The organism is Anaerofustis sp. (assembly GCF_019420015.1).
Lineage (GTDB): Bacteria > Bacillota > Clostridia > Eubacteriales > Anaerofustaceae > Anaerofustis.
In genome coordinates this window covers 1-17,106 of sequence record NZ_JAHZIA010000062.1, presented here as the reverse complement: position 1 = coordinate 17,106, position 17,106 = coordinate 1, and the positions used below count along the sequence as shown (strand labels likewise).

Here is a 17,106-nt window from a genome sequence, read left to right as displayed (position 1 = left end):
GGATTTAAGGAAAAAGAAATGAAAAAAATAGCGGAGTTTATTTACTTGGCGGCAACGGATTATGAAAATAAATCTGATTATATAAGAGAAGGGGTTAAAAATTTGACATCTGAATTTCCGCTTTATTGATTATAGTTAATTTAAGGAGGAATATGTTATGATGAAAAAAGTTATTGTTTTTTTGACGGTTGCTCTTACTGTAATTACTTTTGCCGGGTGTAGTATTAATATTAATGTCGGAGATGACCAACAAGGAGGCGGAAACCCTTCGAATAAAGAATCGGCGAATGTAGGCGGAGGCAATAAAGGGCAAAACTGTAAATCTACCGAAGATTTGGATGAAATTGGTAAAAAAATCACAGATTTTGAAAAAGAGGTAAAAGACATAGGAAAATCGGTTGACAAGGCAAAAGCCGGAAGCAGCAGAAGTGACAATATAGATAAGTATTCAAAGTTGTCTTCAAAGATAAAGAAAGTGGAAACTGAAATAGATATGTACGATGACGATATGGAGTTGTTGTTTAGAGAGGGGAGTTTATGCAAGAACGATTACCGCAGTATAGAGAAAAAGTTGGATATGCTGGATGACGATTTGGGATATTTTGAAGATAAAATAGAATATATTTACGGTATTGACGATTAATTTAAAAAGAGGAGAAGTACTCCTCTTTTTTATATATTTTATAAAAAAAATTATAAAAATTAATGGATGTTTAAAATATAAGTATTCCTGTTTATTTGAATATTTCTGCATATTTTTTTATATACGGCAAAGAATAAAAAAGGGGTAAATATTTATGAAGAGAAAAATTTTAAGTTTGGTATTATGTTCTTTTATTGCTTTGGGGCTTTTCGGATGTGGCGGTATGGACAACACTACACCCAGTGAAACCGATACAAAAGCCACTGACAGAGCGGAAAGTAAAAATGAGTCGATAAAGAGTACAAATGAAGACTCACGTATAAAAAGTATTAATAATTTAAAAGATGCTCAAAATGAAGTTAAAGATTTCGGTAAAAATCTTAACTCTGTAAAAGTTCCGAAAGAGGATAAAAAAGCAAAAGAAATTTATCATGAATTAAACATTGAACTTGAAGAGCTTGAAAATAAAATTGATGTTCTGGATGACAATTTGGAAATTTTGTACAGAGAGGACAAAATCTCTAGAGAAGAATACAGTAAAAAAGAAAAGATTGTTGATAAGCTTGAAAGAGATTTGGATAAATATGAAGATAAGCTTGAGATGTTGTTTGGGATAGATGATTAAAAAAAGAGAAAGTTTGCTTCTCTTTTTTTACATAAAATTACACTTGTATGAGGGATAAAAGATAATTAAAAGATAATCGAAACAAGAAGAAGTGAATATCGTTTGAAAATTTTGTGTTTTTTTATTTTTCTCTTTTTATTGCACATAAAAGTTGTTAAAATATAGTTCGTTCATATAAAATTATAAAGAAAGAGAGTTTATTTATGAAAACAAAAAAGAAAGACAATAAAATATTCAAAATCTTTTCAATCGTATTCTTTGTTGTTGCGGTTATAGATGCATTAATCGGGTTATATTCTTTTATAAGTACGATTTCGGCATATACGTCTCAGGGCTATGCACTGGGTGAGGTGTTAAAATATTTAATTCCTTCTCAGGTAGTACCGACTGTTATTGAACCTTTGTTTATATTTGCAGGTATAGGATTGATTTTACTTGGCATCAATAATCTTTTAAGTGAAAAAACAGAGGAAGAGGAAGTTTTGATTGCTGACGAAGGAAGTATTGTATACGAATCGATAAAAGATGAAGAAGTTGAAGATATTCAAAAAAGCGAAAACGATGAAGATGTTCTTGAAACGGAAGATTCAAATGATATTGTTGAAAATGTTGTTGAGAGTGAATCGGACGAAGAAAAAGAATCGAATGAAAATAATTAATATATTATTTATAAAAAGAGGTGTTAGCCTCTTTTTTTGTTTTGCTCAATTTGTTTTTTATATCGGTTACAGATATTTTGTTTGTGAATTTTAAAAGACTTAAAATGTACTTTGACTTTTTGTGTCTTTGCGTATAATATAAAACGTAGTATTGTTATTTTGAGGGTATGATTTATACTGTTCTTGATTTTATAAATTGATTTATCGGATAAAAGATTTGTGTGGAATAAGTATAAAAATTTTTATATAAGCGGAGTTAAAATGAAATTACGTGATTATGGTTACAGAGAATATGAAAGAAAATTTGTAAAGGTAAATAATGGGAAAGAAGAGTTTTTGTTAAAGCTTGGATTGGAAGATATCGAGTTTCCTTTTGTTGGGTATTTATATATTGACGATAAGAGGGGTATAACCATGAGAATTATCGGTAATGGGGAAGAAGAAAACCCGGATAGGTACATTAACGACAGGGTTGTTCTGGCGTCTTATGATTTGATTGAAGATTTGGAAATAGAGATATTGGAGGAGTTCTCGGATATTGATTCTTCCCAGGCAGAAAATCATTTGAAATTAAGCGATGAAAACAAAACCATTTATAAGGTAAGAGAAAGAAAAGAAATAGACTCTCTTAGAAGCCGGATTTTCCCGGATGAAGCCGAAGTTGTGATTCCGTATAAAGAGGGATATGTGGAAAAAATTTGGGTTAAGTCTTTTGACTATATAGAAAAAGAAGGTATATATATTTTTTCTATGTTAAAGGACTCGGTTTATGACGAAAATTTAAAGAAGGGATGTTTTATTGCCTGTAGATATTTTAAAAAAGAAAAAAGCGAGGCTTTGATATTTATGGGGAAGGTTGAAGTTATTTAAATTCGTTGATTTAAATTTTTGTCGGTGTTTTATTTGATGTTTATTTTAAGGAATAGTTATTGTCAACATATGAATAATATGTTATTGTATAAAAGCAAAATAAAAAGAAAACAGAAATATTTTATAATATTGTAGGAGTAATTGTTATGAAAATGTGGGCCGGAAGATTTGCGGAACAAAATGCAAAAGAAGTTGATATATTCAATAATTCTCTTCATTTTGATAAAGTCTTATATAAATACGATATAAAAGGAAGTATCGCACATGTAAAGATGTTATCGAAACAGGGGATTATAACAAAGGAAGATATGGAGGCTTTGGTTGAAGCTCTTGAAAATCTTATGAGAGATATAGATGAAGGAAAAGTTACTTTTAATGAGGAATATGAAGACATACATATGGCAGTGGAGAGTATCTTAACCGACAGAATAGGAGACAGTGCGAAAAGAATTCACACTTGCAGAAGTCGTAACGATCAAGTGGCTCTCGACATGAAAATGTATGTTAAAGCTGAAATAACGGAAGTTATGGGACTTTTGAAAAATCTTATTTTTACGCTTCTTGAAATTGCGAAAGATAACACAAAGACCATAATGCCGGGATATACACATATGCAAAGAGCTCAAACGGTTACTTTTGCACATCATTTATGCGCTTATGTAGAGATGTTTAGAAGAGATATGGATAGACTTAAGGATACATATAAAAGAACAAATGTTATGCCTCTCGGTGCGGGAGCTCTTGCTTGTTCTACATTTGATATTGACAGAGATTATGTGGCTGAGCTTCTTGATTTTGACGGTATAACCTTAAATTCTCTTGATACTGTATCCGACAGGGATTATGTAATTGAGCTTTTAAATGATTTATCCATAATAATGATGCATTTGTCCCGTTTCAGTGAAGAGATAATTTATTGGGCAAGTGATGAATTTAAGTTTATTACCGTTTCGGATAAATATTCAACGGGCTCGTCAATGATGCCTCAAAAGAAAAATCCCGATGTTGCAGAGCTTATAAGAGGTAAGACCGGCAGGGTTTACGGTAATTTAATGGCGATGTTAACGGTTATGAAAGGGCTTCCTCTTGCTTACAACAAAGATATGCAGGAAGACAAAGAATCAACTTTTGACAGTGTAAACACCGTAAAACAATGCCTTAGTATATTTACGGGAATGATTGATACCATTACCGTAAATAAAGATGTATTAAAAGAAGCTTGTGTAAACAGTTTTATGAATGCGACGGATGTTGCGGAATATTTGGTAAAAAAAGGCTGTCCTTTCAGAGATGCGCATTTTGTCGTTGGCAACTTGGTAGGCAAATGCGTAAGAGAGAATAAATTCCTTCAGGATTTAACTTTAGACGAATTTAGGGAACAAAACGAACTTTTTGAAGATGACATATATGAAGTGCTTCATGTTACAACGGGAATAAACAAAAAGAATATGACTGCGTCGCCAAAAGAAGATATTGTTAAAAAATATATAGAAAAAATACTTGATGAAATAAAATAAAAGACAACTTAATGTTGTCTTTTTTATTTTTGATATTATGGAAAAGTTCTTGATTTTGATTTATAATTATATAAAATATAATATTTGTGTTTGAGGTAATAAAATGATTTGCCCAAAATGTGGTTATGATAATAACAGGAGAAATGATTGTTGCAGTGAGTGCGGATTTCCTTTAAAGGAAAGAAAGGTAATAAATAAAAACTACCATAATATTAAATATGCAGATGTATTATTAAATAAACGGTATATCAGATATAAGAAAATTCAAAATATTTCAGGTATGGTATTTTCAATTTCATTTCTGACTATGTTTTTTGCTATTGATTCCGATTATGATATTATAGAGTTTATAGGAATTATAGGGATGTTATTGATATTACCGTCTTTGTTTTTATATATTATTTTTGGTATAGTAAGATATATACAAAAGAGGAAAATTATAAAAGAACTTGACAATTAAAAAAAGATTATTATATAAAATTTTTATACGGAGAATAAGTTATGAAAATACTGGTTGCAATGGATTCCTTTAAGGGAAGTTTGTCTTCTCTTGAAGCAGGAAATGCCGTTAAAGAAGGGATACTCAGTGTAGACGAAAATACAGATGTGGTTGTTAAAACTTTTGCCGACGGGGGAGAGGGCAGTATTGAGTCTGTTATGGAAGATATAGATGGAAGAAGAATAGATTTAAAGGTTCATAATCCCTTGGGAGAGATAATTGACAGTTATTATGTGATAAAAGACGGAAAAGCTTTTATAGAAATGGCAAAATGTTCGGGACTGGAATTGATACCCGAAAGCAAAAGAGACCCTATGGTTACTTCTTCTTTTGGCGTTGGAGAAATGATAAGAGACGCTATTCACAGAGGAATAAGAAGCTTTGTCGTATTTATCGGAGGCAGCGCCACAAATGACGGTGGATGTGGTATGTTAAAAGCCTTAGGCTATAGATTTTATGATGAATTTAACAACCTTATTCCCGCAGGCGGAGGAAAGCTTAACAGGCTTAATTATATCGATGAAAGCAGGGCAATGAAAGAGTTAAAAGATTGTAATTTTATAGTTGCTTCTGATGTTAAAAATCCTCTTTGCGGCGAAAACGGTGCAAGTATGGTATATTCCATTCAAAAAGGAGCTGATGAAAAAATGGCATTTGATTTGGATTACAGTTTAAAGAGACTTGCAAAAGAGACTTATGATAAATTCGGTATAGATTATAGCAACAAAGAAGGTGCAGGAGCCGCCGGAGGAATCGGTTTTGCTTTTATGGCGTTTCTTGGCGGTAAGATTATTTCCGGCGTAGATGCTGTTATAGAGTATTCGGATATTAAAAAAGAGCTTGAAATCTGTGATGTTTTGGTTACGGGAGAAGGTAAGTTTGACAGACAGTCTTTTATGGGTAAGGCAGCTGTGAGTTTATGTGCTATGGCTAAAGAATGCGGTGTGAAGACTGTTTTGCTTTGTGGAAGTGTCGAAAGCGAGGATAAGCTTGAGAGTGATTTTGTGGACGGGTATTTTTCAATCATACATAAGCCGATGGAACAGGAGGAGTTAACACAGAGAGATACCGCTTACAGAAATCTTAAAAACACCGCAAAGCAGGTATTTGGGATTATGCTTTGATTCAAATAAAAAAGACAGGGGACTGTCTTTTTTATTTGGAGATTATTTTTGTCTTTCATTATATATAGTTGCTTCTATTCTCATTTTTTTTGCTTCTGCTCTTGTTATTGTGTATTCTATTATTTTGTTGTGCTCGTCTTTTGCTATTCCCTGTGTTACAGTTAAATAATCTCTTTCTTTGACGTTTAAATGAAGTGCTTCGTATTTAGTCGCTTCTTTTATTTGTATTATTCTATTTGATTTGTATATATATATTCCGTACTGTTCCAATGTATTGTATAAAGATGTTGTCGTAAAATCTTTTTCCAAAAGTTCAGGGCATAGCTCGTAAGGTATATATGCATCTGCCAATGAATACACTTCTCCGTTTATTTCTCTGAGTCTTTCCAAGTGAAAAACCAAGTCGTTTTCTTTTATATTAAGAGCGGCTGCAATATGGGAAACGGCGGGTTCTATGCTTTGCCTTAATACTTTGCTTTTTGTATAATTTCCATGTAATTTTACATTTTCATAAAAAGAAATCATTGCATTGTTTTCATCGTCTGAAAAGTTTTCTATAAAATTCTCTTTTCCCAGATAAACAGCACCCTTTCTGTTTATTTTTTTTATGATTCCGTGTTTTTCGAGTATTTCGAATGCTTTTCTTACTGTGGGTCTGCTTACATTGTATTCTTTACAAAATTCTCTTTCGCTTTTTAGAGGTGTAAAGTATGGTTTTAACTCATAATCGTTTATGATTCTATCTTTAATACTTAAATATAAATATTTATTGTCTTTTGTTTTTTCATCCATAGTTTACACCACCTAATTTATTAAAAAGTTACAACGACTCTGAATTTGTCTCCTTTAATTGCAGATTCAAACGCTTCTTTTACCTTATCAAGTGGATATACTTCGCTTATAAAAGGTTCCATATTCACTATTCCTTGTGAAATCATTCTTGAAGCTTTTGTAAAGTCCGCTGTATTTGAATTTGCAGTTCCCATCAATCTAATCGCTCCTTTATGTAACCAATCAGGGCTTATTTCTACCGGAGTATCAGGGTAGAAAGAACTGTATAGAACTATTCTTGCATTGTTTCCGGCTACACTTGTTGCATCTTGTACAACTGCAGATATTGGTGTTGTGTCGAAAACTACTTGCGCCATGGTATTGTTTGTTATTTCTCGTACGCGTTCCTTTAAATTTTCTTTTTGAGGATTTATTTTATATTTTGCACCTAATTTTAAAGCCAGTTCGGTACGTTCTTCATTTGTGTCAGAAACAATTACCATTGCACCTTTTTTACATGCCAGTATAGTATGTAGTAGTCCCATTATGCCACATCCTATAACAACAACTGTATCCGCAAATTGAATATCTGCCGTTTCTACGCTGTGAATAACACACGATAAAGGTTCTGTTATTGTTGCATGTGTGGATTTTACCTTATTATCTAATTTAAAAATATTTTTTTCTTTGACTATCATGTGAGAACAAAGTCCGCCCATTCCTTTATAAGGTAGTCCTCTGATAGGTGCATCATGTTTATAATTTTCACAGTTTTGTTCGTTTCCTGATTTGCATTGATAGCAATTGTTACATGGTCCTGTTAGTCCGATTGATACTTTGTCATGTAGATGCCATTGAAGTTTATTTATGTTTTTACCCATTTGAATTATTTCTCCAACTGCTTCATGTCCGCCTACGAATGGATAATTGACTTTTTTTACACCTGTGTAAACTCTTTGCTCCCAGGTGCATATTGCGCAAGCATCTATTTTTATGAGTACTTCGTCGTCTGCTATTTGAGGGATATCGAATTCTTCGATATGAACATCGTTTACCCCTCCGAATACTACTGCTTTTAGTTTTTCTTTCATTTAAGCCTCGCTTCCTTAAAGTGTCATTAATTTATTTCCGTTCTAGTGTATAAAGGCTTAATTTATATTTTATTATGTTAACCCAATTATACACTAGATTGTGAAATTTTTGTAGTTTTTTTTATAATATACCAAGAACTCCGCCTACAATACCGATTACGATTAAGATTAGCATAACGGTTGTTGCTTTCATTTGTTTGTTCTTTAGGAGCCATAATGTTAATAGTGTAACTGATAATGGTAGAAGTCCGATAAAAAGTTTATCAAAAACTTCTGTTTGAAGGTTCATGGTAAGTGATCCGAGTTTTATAATTGCCGGAGATGATACTGTAACAAATTGACAAGCTAAAGCGCCGAGAACCATTGAACCCATTGCTGATGCGCCTGTGATAAGTTTTTGCATTTGGTCGCCACCTAGGATTTTTGCGATTCCGTCTTTACCTAGTTCATAACCTTTCATCCAACATAAATATGCTACAGGGAACATGATACCAAACATTAATAATGTATATACAAGTGGACCAAGCAAGTTTCCTTGAGAACCTAAACTTATACCAAATGCAAGTAGGATAGGAGTTAATGTACCTTGCCATAAAGTATCTCCGATACCTGCAAATGGACCCATTAAACCTGTTTTAACACCATTGATTGCTTCATCTGTAATATTTGTTGCTCCGTTTGCTCTTTCTTCTTCCATAGCAAGAACAATTCCCGGGATTACACCCCCAATATGCGGTTCTGTGTTGAAAAATTGCATATGCCTGTTTATACAATCTTTGTATGCTTTTTCATCATCACCGTATAATTTTTTAATTACATGTTTAAATGCATGAACTAAACCGGTTGCTTCAAGTCTTTCGTAGTTATAGTTTGCATGTGAGAAGAATGTCCATCTCCAGAATGCTTTTCTTACATCTTTTTTAGTTAGTTTTTTTTCTGCCGGCGGAGTAGATGTGTTGTTTTCTTTTAATTCTACGGTATTATTTTTTTGTTCGTTCATAATTAAAAGTCCTCCTCGTCGTCATCGATAATTACTTCTGATTCGGGCACAGAACCGTTTGCCATCACAGAAGGTTGACTGTTATTATTGTAAAGTACTGTTGTATAGAAATAAGCTATTACAGCTGCGATTACCGCGATTGCGATAACTGGAATACTTGAGTATGATACTAATACAAAACCAAATAAGAAAAATAGTATTGTTCCAGGTCTGCTTATAGATCTTAAGTTCATTGCGATACCAATTGCAGGAAGTAGACCACCGATTACTTCAAGAACATGAAGAGGTGTACCCGTTAGTTGTTGTATTAAACCAGCAACTGCATCGGCTCCGAAATAAACTGCGATTGTTGCCGGAATTACGCATAATAAAAACATACAAATTTGCGGAGGTACAACATGATAGAAACAAATTTTGTCTATATCACCTTCTGCAGCTGCTTTATCAGCCATATGTACGAATGCAACGTCAATTGTCATATGTGCAACCCAAATCATTGTACCTAAAAGTCCCAAAGGAAGTGCGATTGTAACTGCAGCCGCAGGTGAAACCCCTGCTGCCATTGCCCATGCTGTTCCAACTGTTCCTGCTAGACCCGGGTCTTGAGGTGCTGTTCCTCCGGCAGAAATAAATGCTACATAAGGTAGGTTTATTGCTGCACCGATAATACATCCTGTAACAGGGTCGCCCAAAATAAATCCAACTAATGTACCTGCTACCAATGGTTTGTAAACTACAGATATACTACCCAATAAAGAAAGCCAAGGTGTACCTATATTACCTAGATAGTATACTATACCGATAAGTATGGCCTGAAATAAAGAAATTTCCATTTTTTTTCCTCCTTTTTAATATTTATTAATGATAATTTCTTATAGCATTTTTGAAATATCTGTTTTAGAATCTTCCGCTATTATTCTTACGTGTATTTTTGAACCTGCATCAACCATTTCTTTAAGCATTCTCTTTTCTTCGTCTGATGCCGATATGTTTCTGAAGAATTTTTTTCTCTCTCCTCTAACACCCATTCCTCCGATGTTAATTTCATCAAATATAATGCCTTGTTTCATAAGTTCGTATAAAGTTTTTGGGAATTTAACCAATATGATACATTTATCTCCCGTAAATGCTTTTTCCATTTTTAATCTTTTAGCAGCTTTTTCCACGGTGAAAGTTGCTATTCTTACATTCCCCGGAACGCAAGTTTTTAAGACGTTTTTCATGAACGGATCATTTGCAACTTCGTCATCTATTACCATAATTTTATTTGCTCCTGTGTAATTAAGCCATGACGTCATTACTTGTCCGTGAATTAAACGATCATCAATCCTAACTAAAACTACTCCATCAATTTTCATTGTTGTTAACTTCCTTTCTTATTAAAATTCTTCACAATCTTCATTTTGTTTTGTTCGTTCATAAATTTCCTGAATTGTTGAAATGCTTTCCTGTCCTGCTTTTAAACATGCTTTTTCAAGTTCTTGTAAAGATAGATAGTCTCTGTCCATTACAGCTTCCAATATCATTGATAAATTGGCACCTACTATGCAATGTAATTCGTGATCTTGCATGTATTGCATCATTGTGTTTGCAGGTGTTCCTCCAACAAAATCCACAAAGCATAAAACTCCATCCCCGGTGTCCATTTCTTCTATAGAAGAAAAAACCTTTTCTTTAAATTCATCAATTCCATCACCATGTTCTAAACCAATCGCTTTTGTTTGAGGTTGATTACCCGCTATTAAGGCGATAGCGTCTAAAAGTCCCTTTCCCAGTTGTGCATGAGTGGCAACTACTATACCAATCATATGTTCATCTCCTTTCTGTTTGTTACAGTCGGTAACACTTGTACTGCTACTTTGGTTTTTATATTACCTGTGGTTAGTATTATATATTAAAATTTATTATATTGCAATTATTTTTTTTAAATTTTTATAAAATTATATTACCATTGTTATTGAAAATACAATATTCTTTAAAATAAAATATTACCATTGGTAAATATAATCCTTGATTTTTATATTACTATTTGTTATAATTCGAAATGTAGATATGGTTTATTAATATTTATAATCATTAGATATAGATTATTATTAAATTTAGAAAAAATATTGTTTTAAATGTTTATGTTATCTAAAGAGCTCTTAAAAATATAAAACTTATTTAACATAAAAGGAGGTATATTAAATGTTAGTAAGTATGAGTGAAGTTTTAAATGATGCAAAAGAAAAGAAATATGCGATAGGTGCTTTTAATGTTCCTAATTTAGAAACATTAAAAGCTGTAATTAGTGCTGCGGAAGAATTAAATGTTCCGGTAATTGTACAGCACGCACAGGTTCATGAAAATGTAATACCGCTAGAAGAGATTGGACCAATAATGTTAGATTATGCTAAAAGAGCAAAAGTTCCTGTTTGTGTTCATCTTGATCATGGTGCTTCATTTGATTATTGTGTAAAGGCAATAAGAATGGGATTCTCTTCGGTTATGTATGATGCATCAGAAAAAAGTTATGAAGAAAATTTTAATGAAACAAAAGAAATTGTAAAAATTGCTCATGCCGTGGGTGTAGATGTTGAAGCGGAATTAGGTCATATGCTTAATTCTTCTGTTGGAGGAGGAGAAGGCAGAGATAGTGTTACAATAGATAATTTTGATAATGAAGATGATTGCTATACTAATCCTACTCAAGCAAAAGAGTTTGTTCTAGGAACAGGAGTTGATGCTTTAGCAATTTCCTTTGGAACAAGTCATGGTGTATATTTAAAAGAACCTAAACTTGATTTAAACAGAATTACTTTAATAAAAAATGAAATTGATATTCCTTTTGTAATGCATGGCGGATCTGGTGTATCTGATGAAGATTTTAAAGTTGCAATTAATAATGGAATAACAAAAATAAATTATTATACATACTCTGCTTTAGCAGGTGCAAAAAATGTTTTGGAATATATTAATAATGCTGATTCTGATAAATTGTTTTATCATGATATAGTAGAGAATGCATATGAAGGTATAAAACAAAATGTTAAAGATGCAATGAAAGTTTTTTACAGCAATATACTTTAATAGAAAAAAATTGTTTGTTATGTTAAATATTTTTTGGAAAACAAAAGTGTTTGGTACTTTTGTTTTCTTTATTTAATCAGCAATTATAATCAACAATATATTTTATTTTGTATTCCGGAATTTTGTAGTTTAAGTAATCAAATATATCGGATTGTTCAAGAAGCTTTAAATTTAGGTTTTTATCCTCCGAATTATTCATCAAAGTAAAAATCTGATATCTGTCTTTTACGTGAGAATCTATTCTTATTAATTTTAATGAAGAAATTAAATCCGCATGATTGTGTTTATCCCTTAGGTGTTTTTTTAATACGATATATATTTTATCAACACAGAAGTAAGGTATAAAGTGTTTATTGTAAATATTATTGTCACTTATGAGGTATAAACCGTCTTCTTGTGCAAGCATATAGCAGCATATATTTTTGTAGTGCTTTGGATTATGGATACTGTTTAGAGTACAGCTCATTTTCAAAATTGTAAAGCAACGGCATTTTACCGTCAGTCCCAGTGCTTGAAAAGGCAAAAATATATCGTTGTTTTGATCCATTAAAATTACTCCTTAGTAAATATCAATAATTATTATAATTAAATGAAAGGGGAAATAAAGGTAATTGTGCTTTTTAGATAAATTTTAGACAAAATTTTATCAAATATCGATAAAAAATATATATTTATCTTACATTATATTACTAAATCTTTTTTGTTATAGTAGTTTATATTTCTTCAAAATGAAGAAATATAAGGTATTATACCACATAATCGCATATATATCAAAATGTGTATTAAAAAATACTAGCTTTATTTACGGGCTGCAATAAGTTTTTTACTCGTAAACAATGATAATAGGAAGAAAAAGTAAGATTAATTCTTGTAAATTCCTGGTTGATATTGCATGGGCAAAGTGATAATATAATTATAGAAAGACAAATAATTTATAAATAATTAATCAGAATAATAAATCGTGCTAATAAGCTGATTTGGGTTTGTTGTTGGGAGCGTGAGGCAGCTTATTAAGAGCATCGGACGAATTGTCCGGTGCTTTTTTATATGTAAACATTAAATGGGTATTTTATTTGAAATACATACTTGGAAATAGTTGATGTTTGATTTTATTTTGAATGTTTGCGAATAGAAGTTATTTTTTCTTTTATGGTATTTTCGTAATCAAAATAAAGGTCGTAAAGTTGTTTGGCTTATTATTTGTTGTTTTGGATGGGACATTAATTTTCGGGTTGAAAAGGATTTTAATCCATATAATAAATAAAAGTATGTATGTAAATTTTTGGTAAGCCGGATAAAAGTGTTTTATTGAAATATTGTATAATGGCAATTACTGTTTTAACTTGATTGTAATTGTATTGCAAAAAAACGTACAGGGATTGTTTTACAAAGTAAGAATTCTTAATATATGGTTGCTTGCGTGTTTTATAGTTTTTTTTATTTTTTGGTACTTACATTAAAGGATATATATGGGGATAAATTTTGCGATATTTTTTGTATTTATTAAATAATTATTAAATATAAGTAATATTTATATTAAATGCCGCATTTTCTTTTATTTATATGTTATATTTTATAAAACATATTTTTAATTACATATAAAAAGAGGGAATGATAATGAATGTACTAATTTTAACGGCAAAATTCGGTATGGGGCATTTAAGCGCCGCCGAGGCCATCAAAGAAGAAGTTGAACTTACAAATAACAGGGGATACGTTGTCGATGTGATTGAGTATTTGTTCCCGTCTTGGTCTAAAACCATATATTCGGGATTTAATCAGATGACGAGCAAGTTTGCATCGCTTTATAATCTTCTTAACAAGACTGCAGGAAATCACGATACAAAAATTCCGCTTAAAAAAGTTCTTGTAAAGAAGATAGATAATCTTATTGAAAAGTATAATGCGGATATTATAATTTCAACAATGCCTGTATCGTCAAAATACATATCCATGTATAAAAGCACTAAGGGAAGTGATATTCCTCTTTATACTTACATAACCGATGTGACGGCGCATAATGAATGGTTGGGGAACGAAACCGATATATATGTGGTTGCAAGCAAGGAGACAAAAGAAGAGCTTATTTTAAAGGGTGTTGACGAAAATAAAATTCAAATATGCGGTATTCCCGTAAAGCAGAACTTTAAAAAGGAATATGAATTAAAGAGTGATAAAAGAGAATATAAACGGTTGCTTATTATGGGAGGCGGACTTGGATTAATACCCGGAATAGAGAATATTTTAAAAGAGCTTACCGGTAAAAAAGATATATGCATAACATTGATATGCGGAAAGAACAGGGAGATGTACGACAAAATAAAGAGTAGATTCCCTATGATAAATGTCGTTGGTTTTACCGATAAAGTTCATGAATATATGAAAGATTCAGACCTTATAATTACAAAGTCGGGCGGAGTGACTACCTTTGAAGCCATACATACTCTTACTCCCATGTATATAATACATCCTTTCCTTATGCAGGAGGTAGGGAATGCTAAATATATACAAAAAAACAATATAGGGCGTATAAGCTGGAATAAGAAAGAAGATATATTAAAAGGGATAAGTGAATTAATAGACGACGAAAATGCTCTTGAACAAATGAAAAGAAATATGCAAAGAATCAAAAGGGAAGTAAATAATGACTTCTTAAAGGTTAAAATCGGAGCGTAATGAGTATGGAAGCTAAGCTTATTGTTGTTTGTGTTATTATCTTTCTTTGTTTGGCTTACGGGATTTTACCCACTTATTTTTATAAGATACACAGATATATAAAGAGAAACAAAAATAGCAAAAGAAAGGTAATATATCTTACCTTTGATGACGGTCCTGACCCTAACTACACTCCAACGCTTTTGAAACTTTTGAAAAAATACGATATTAAAGGAACTTTTTTTGTTCTTGGAGAGTACGTAGAAAATAACCCGGATATAATAAAATTGATGAAAGATGACGGGCACACGATTGGATTGCATTGGTATAAACACAAAAGCGCACTTATTCAGTCTCCCTCAGAGACGGCGGTGAACTTCGAAAGAGGTATTAATGCGTTAAGGAATCTTGGTGTGGATGTGAAGTATTTCAGACCTCCTTGGGGACAGTTTAATCTGAGTATGATTTGCAAAATGAAATCATTGGGATTAAAGGTGTTTTTGTGGGATGTTATGGCTGAAGATTGGGAGATGAAAACCAGTAAAGATATTATAAAAAGCAAATTGGAGAAGAGAGTATTTGACGGATGTACTGTATGTCTTCATGACGGGAGAGGCGAGAACTGTGCTCCCGCAAAGATGATACAGGCTCTTGAAGAGCTTATTCCTGAGTGGATAGCCATGGGTTATGAATTCAAGAAAGCGGAGGATACTTATGAAAGATAATTCTCGTTTCAGAACAATACTTAAATCCTCTGTATTCTTTGCTTTGATGATAATTATAACTTTCTATATTCTTTTAAAAGATAACAGCGCAAAAATGCTGTTAGAAAGTTTCAGAAATGTAAACCCATATTATATATTAATTGCAGTAATATGCATGGGATTGTTTATAAGTTTTGAAGGTATAAATATATTCAGGAATTTGAATATTTTGGGATACAATGTCGGTTTTTTTAAAGGTGTTAAATATGCTCTTATAGGTTTTTTCTTCAGTTCCGTTACACCCTCTGCATCAGGAGGACAGCCTATGCAGATTTATTATATGAAAAAAGACAATATTGATATATCTCACGGAGCGGTGGCTTTGTTGACGGAGCTTGCGAGCTATCAGATAAATACGATATTTATATCTCTTTTGGCATTCTTTTTGAAGTTTGACTTTTTTACTTCAAAGATAGGGAATATAAAGTATCTTTTGTTTTTCGGAATAAGTATAAATATGATAGGATTTATTTTTATATTAAGTGCGTTATTTTGTGAAAATTTTATGAATAAGGCTGTCGGTATTGTGGTAAAAATACTGGAAAAATGCAAATATAAAAATGTTCTTAAATTTAAACTTAAGGCAACTGAACAGTTAAATGAATACAGAGCGGGTGCACTGTACATTAAGAAAAATAAGGTTGCTTTGATAAAGACGATATTCATTACTTTTATGCAGCTTATATTTATGTATGCGGTTACGTTTTTTGTATACAAAGCTTTTTCTCTTGAGGGATATTCAATAACGGATGTTATAGGAATTCAGGCTGTTTTATACAGTTCAGTTGCCGCACTGCCTTTGCCGGGAGGAGTCGGAGTAAGCGAAGGAGGTTTTCTCTCTTTGTTTAAATTCATTTACCCTACGACACTGGTTGAGGCAGGAATGCTGGTTTCAAGGGGGATAAATTTTTATTTGTTTGTTCTCATTTCCGGAGTGAGTATAATATTCTTTCAGTTTAAATATTGGGAAAATAAAAAAGCAAAGGAGCCCGCTGTTTAAGGTTTCCTTTGTTTTGAATAAAATATAATATAACCCTTTGGTTAGATATTGATATGATTTGTGTCTAAATAATAGATAAACATTAAAAGTTGGTGTAAAAATGTTTTATTGCGAAAGAAAATTTTATGCTAAAGAAAAGAGACTATAAACTATTTGATGATTCTTATTTTACAATTGTCAGAAAGGAAAAGAACTGTGTCGAGTTGAAATCAAATGCTACAGGACAATTTTGGAGCCTTTTTAGCAATCAATTTGATGTACCTAATAGAATAACTGTCTATCATAAGAAAAGAACACCGAGAGCGAAATATGCCGAATATACAAGTGTAAACAGCAATAAGTCAAATAAAAAAGTTTTATAGACAATTTTTAGAGCAACAAGTAAAGAAAGAGAATAGTGCTACATATAGTGGAATTCGAAAACTTAAGGTCTATGAAATCAGTGGATATAAGTATAAATCAATACCTGTTATTGTTCTCAAAGGAGAATGGTTAAGAATCAGAAGAATTTATGGTTAGATTTGAAAATTTTGATAAAACTATTCTTGAGTACGATTATGATTTAATAAAAAGAACGGTTGAAGATATGGTTGTTAATACTGATGAAACAATCACTGTGAATTTTATATGTGACCAACATATGACGGTAAAGATATAGTAGCAGAAATGAACTCTGCTACTTTTTATTATCTTTTTATTAAATTATCTTTATAGAGGTTATTGTTCTTGTTATAATTGCAAATAGATAAATTGTAATTTATGGAAGATATAGAGAGAAGAAGAATCCCTGTAAAATCTTACTGGGCAAATCAGCATAAG

The 17,106-nt window shown here is 31.8% G+C and carries 20 protein-coding genes; 13 read left to right on the top strand and 7 right to left on the bottom strand.

All coding sequences use genetic code 11. The annotated features are described in order from the left end of the window. Window positions 1-157: 157 nt before the first annotated feature. From QZ357_RS09540 to QZ357_RS09510, 7 genes are all read left to right on the top strand, one after another. Entirely contained in the window at window positions 158-643 is a 486-nt protein-coding gene (locus QZ357_RS09540) for a hypothetical protein (RefSeq protein WP_290776543.1), read from the top strand. Window positions 644-797: 154 nt separating this feature from the next. Next, window positions 798-1,268 carry a hypothetical protein gene (locus tag QZ357_RS09535; RefSeq protein WP_290776540.1) on the top strand — a complete coding sequence of 157 codons (471 nt, stop codon included), beginning with the start codon at window positions 798-800 and terminating at the stop codon, window positions 1,266-1,268. A gap of 203 nt (window positions 1,269-1,471) precedes the next feature. Continuing rightward, window positions 1,472-1,927, top strand: coding sequence for a hypothetical protein (locus QZ357_RS09530; protein ID WP_290776539.1), 456 nt, complete (start codon window positions 1,472-1,474; stop codon window positions 1,925-1,927). A 261-nt stretch (window positions 1,928-2,188) separates the two neighbouring features. Further along, a complete protein-coding gene (locus QZ357_RS09525) occupies window positions 2,189-2,797 on the top strand; it encodes a hypothetical protein (protein ID WP_290776536.1) in 609 nt (202 codons plus the stop codon). 146 nt (window positions 2,798-2,943) lie between these two features. Continuing rightward, window positions 2,944-4,314 (top strand): argininosuccinate lyase, encoded by a 1,371-nt coding sequence (gene argH, locus QZ357_RS09520; protein ID WP_290776533.1) that lies wholly within the window; start codon window positions 2,944-2,946, stop codon window positions 4,312-4,314. 103 nt (window positions 4,315-4,417) lie between these two features. Beyond that, window positions 4,418-4,774: a zinc ribbon domain-containing protein gene (locus QZ357_RS09515; protein ID WP_290776531.1), complete on the top strand. Its 357-nt coding sequence runs from the start codon at window positions 4,418-4,420 to the stop codon at window positions 4,772-4,774. A 41-nt stretch (window positions 4,775-4,815) separates the two neighbouring features. Further along, window positions 4,816-5,937, top strand: coding sequence for a glycerate kinase (locus QZ357_RS09510; protein WP_290776528.1), 1,122 nt, complete (start codon window positions 4,816-4,818; stop codon window positions 5,935-5,937). A 42-nt stretch (window positions 5,938-5,979) separates the two neighbouring features. Here the strand turns inward: QZ357_RS09510 and QZ357_RS09505 are convergent, their stop codons facing one another. The 6 genes from QZ357_RS09505 to QZ357_RS09480 form a co-directional block, all read right to left on the bottom strand. After that, window positions 5,980-6,729 (bottom strand): GntR family transcriptional regulator, encoded by a 750-nt coding sequence (locus QZ357_RS09505; protein ID WP_290776525.1) that lies wholly within the window; start codon window positions 6,727-6,729, stop codon window positions 5,980-5,982. A 20-nt stretch (window positions 6,730-6,749) separates the two neighbouring features. Then, window positions 6,750-7,799 (bottom strand): alcohol dehydrogenase catalytic domain-containing protein, encoded by a 1,050-nt coding sequence (locus QZ357_RS09500; RefSeq protein ID WP_290776523.1) that lies wholly within the window; start codon window positions 7,797-7,799, stop codon window positions 6,750-6,752. Between the two features lie 121 nt (window positions 7,800-7,920). Beyond that, a complete protein-coding gene (locus QZ357_RS09495; RefSeq protein WP_290776520.1) occupies window positions 7,921-8,799 on the bottom strand; it encodes a PTS system mannose/fructose/sorbose family transporter subunit IID in 879 nt (292 codons plus the stop codon). A 2-nt stretch (window positions 8,800-8,801) separates the two neighbouring features. Then, window positions 8,802-9,632: a PTS sugar transporter subunit IIC gene (locus tag QZ357_RS09490; RefSeq protein WP_290776518.1), complete on the bottom strand. Its 831-nt coding sequence runs from the start codon at window positions 9,630-9,632 to the stop codon at window positions 8,802-8,804. Between the two features lie 39 nt (window positions 9,633-9,671). After that, entirely contained in the window at window positions 9,672-10,157 is a 486-nt protein-coding gene (locus QZ357_RS09485; RefSeq protein WP_290776516.1) for a PTS sugar transporter subunit IIB, read from the bottom strand. Window positions 10,158-10,178: 21 nt separating this feature from the next. Next, window positions 10,179-10,607 (bottom strand): PTS sugar transporter subunit IIA, encoded by a 429-nt coding sequence (locus QZ357_RS09480; protein ID WP_290776514.1) that lies wholly within the window; start codon window positions 10,605-10,607, stop codon window positions 10,179-10,181. 379 nt (window positions 10,608-10,986) lie between these two features. Between QZ357_RS09480 and QZ357_RS09475 the strand changes: the two genes are divergently transcribed. Then, complete coding sequence (locus QZ357_RS09475) at window positions 10,987-11,868, top strand: class II fructose-bisphosphate aldolase (protein WP_290776513.1); 882 nt, start codon at window positions 10,987-10,989, stop codon at window positions 11,866-11,868. A 76-nt stretch (window positions 11,869-11,944) separates the two neighbouring features. On the opposite strand, the gene QZ357_RS09470 is transcribed toward QZ357_RS09475, so the two are convergent. Beyond that, complete coding sequence (locus tag QZ357_RS09470; protein WP_290776510.1) at window positions 11,945-12,415, bottom strand: hypothetical protein; 471 nt, start codon at window positions 12,413-12,415, stop codon at window positions 11,945-11,947. Window positions 12,416-13,485: 1,070 nt separating this feature from the next. On the opposite strand from QZ357_RS09470, the gene QZ357_RS09465 reads away from it, so the two are divergent. The 5 genes from QZ357_RS09465 to QZ357_RS09445 all read left to right on the top strand — a co-directional run bounded on the left by QZ357_RS09465 (window position 13,486) and on the right by QZ357_RS09445 (window position 16,945). After that, window positions 13,486-14,544, top strand: coding sequence for a glycosyltransferase (locus QZ357_RS09465; protein ID WP_290776508.1), 1,059 nt, complete (start codon window positions 13,486-13,488; stop codon window positions 14,542-14,544). Window positions 14,545-14,549: 5 nt separating this feature from the next. Then, window positions 14,550-15,248, top strand: coding sequence for a polysaccharide deacetylase family protein (locus QZ357_RS09460; RefSeq protein WP_290776505.1), 699 nt, complete (start codon window positions 14,550-14,552; stop codon window positions 15,246-15,248). After that, window positions 15,238-16,287, top strand: coding sequence for a lysylphosphatidylglycerol synthase transmembrane domain-containing protein (locus QZ357_RS09455; RefSeq protein ID WP_290776504.1), 1,050 nt, complete (start codon window positions 15,238-15,240; stop codon window positions 16,285-16,287). Before QZ357_RS09460 ends, QZ357_RS09455 begins: the two co-directional genes overlap by 11 nt. A gap of 125 nt (window positions 16,288-16,412) precedes the next feature. Beyond that, window positions 16,413-16,649, top strand: a complete 237-nt coding sequence (locus QZ357_RS09450; protein WP_290776502.1) for a hypothetical protein — start codon at window positions 16,413-16,415, stop codon at window positions 16,647-16,649. Window positions 16,650-16,798: 149 nt separating this feature from the next. Next, complete coding sequence (locus QZ357_RS09445) at window positions 16,799-16,945, top strand: hypothetical protein (RefSeq protein WP_290776500.1); 147 nt, start codon at window positions 16,799-16,801, stop codon at window positions 16,943-16,945. Window positions 16,946-17,106: the final 161 nt, after the last annotated feature.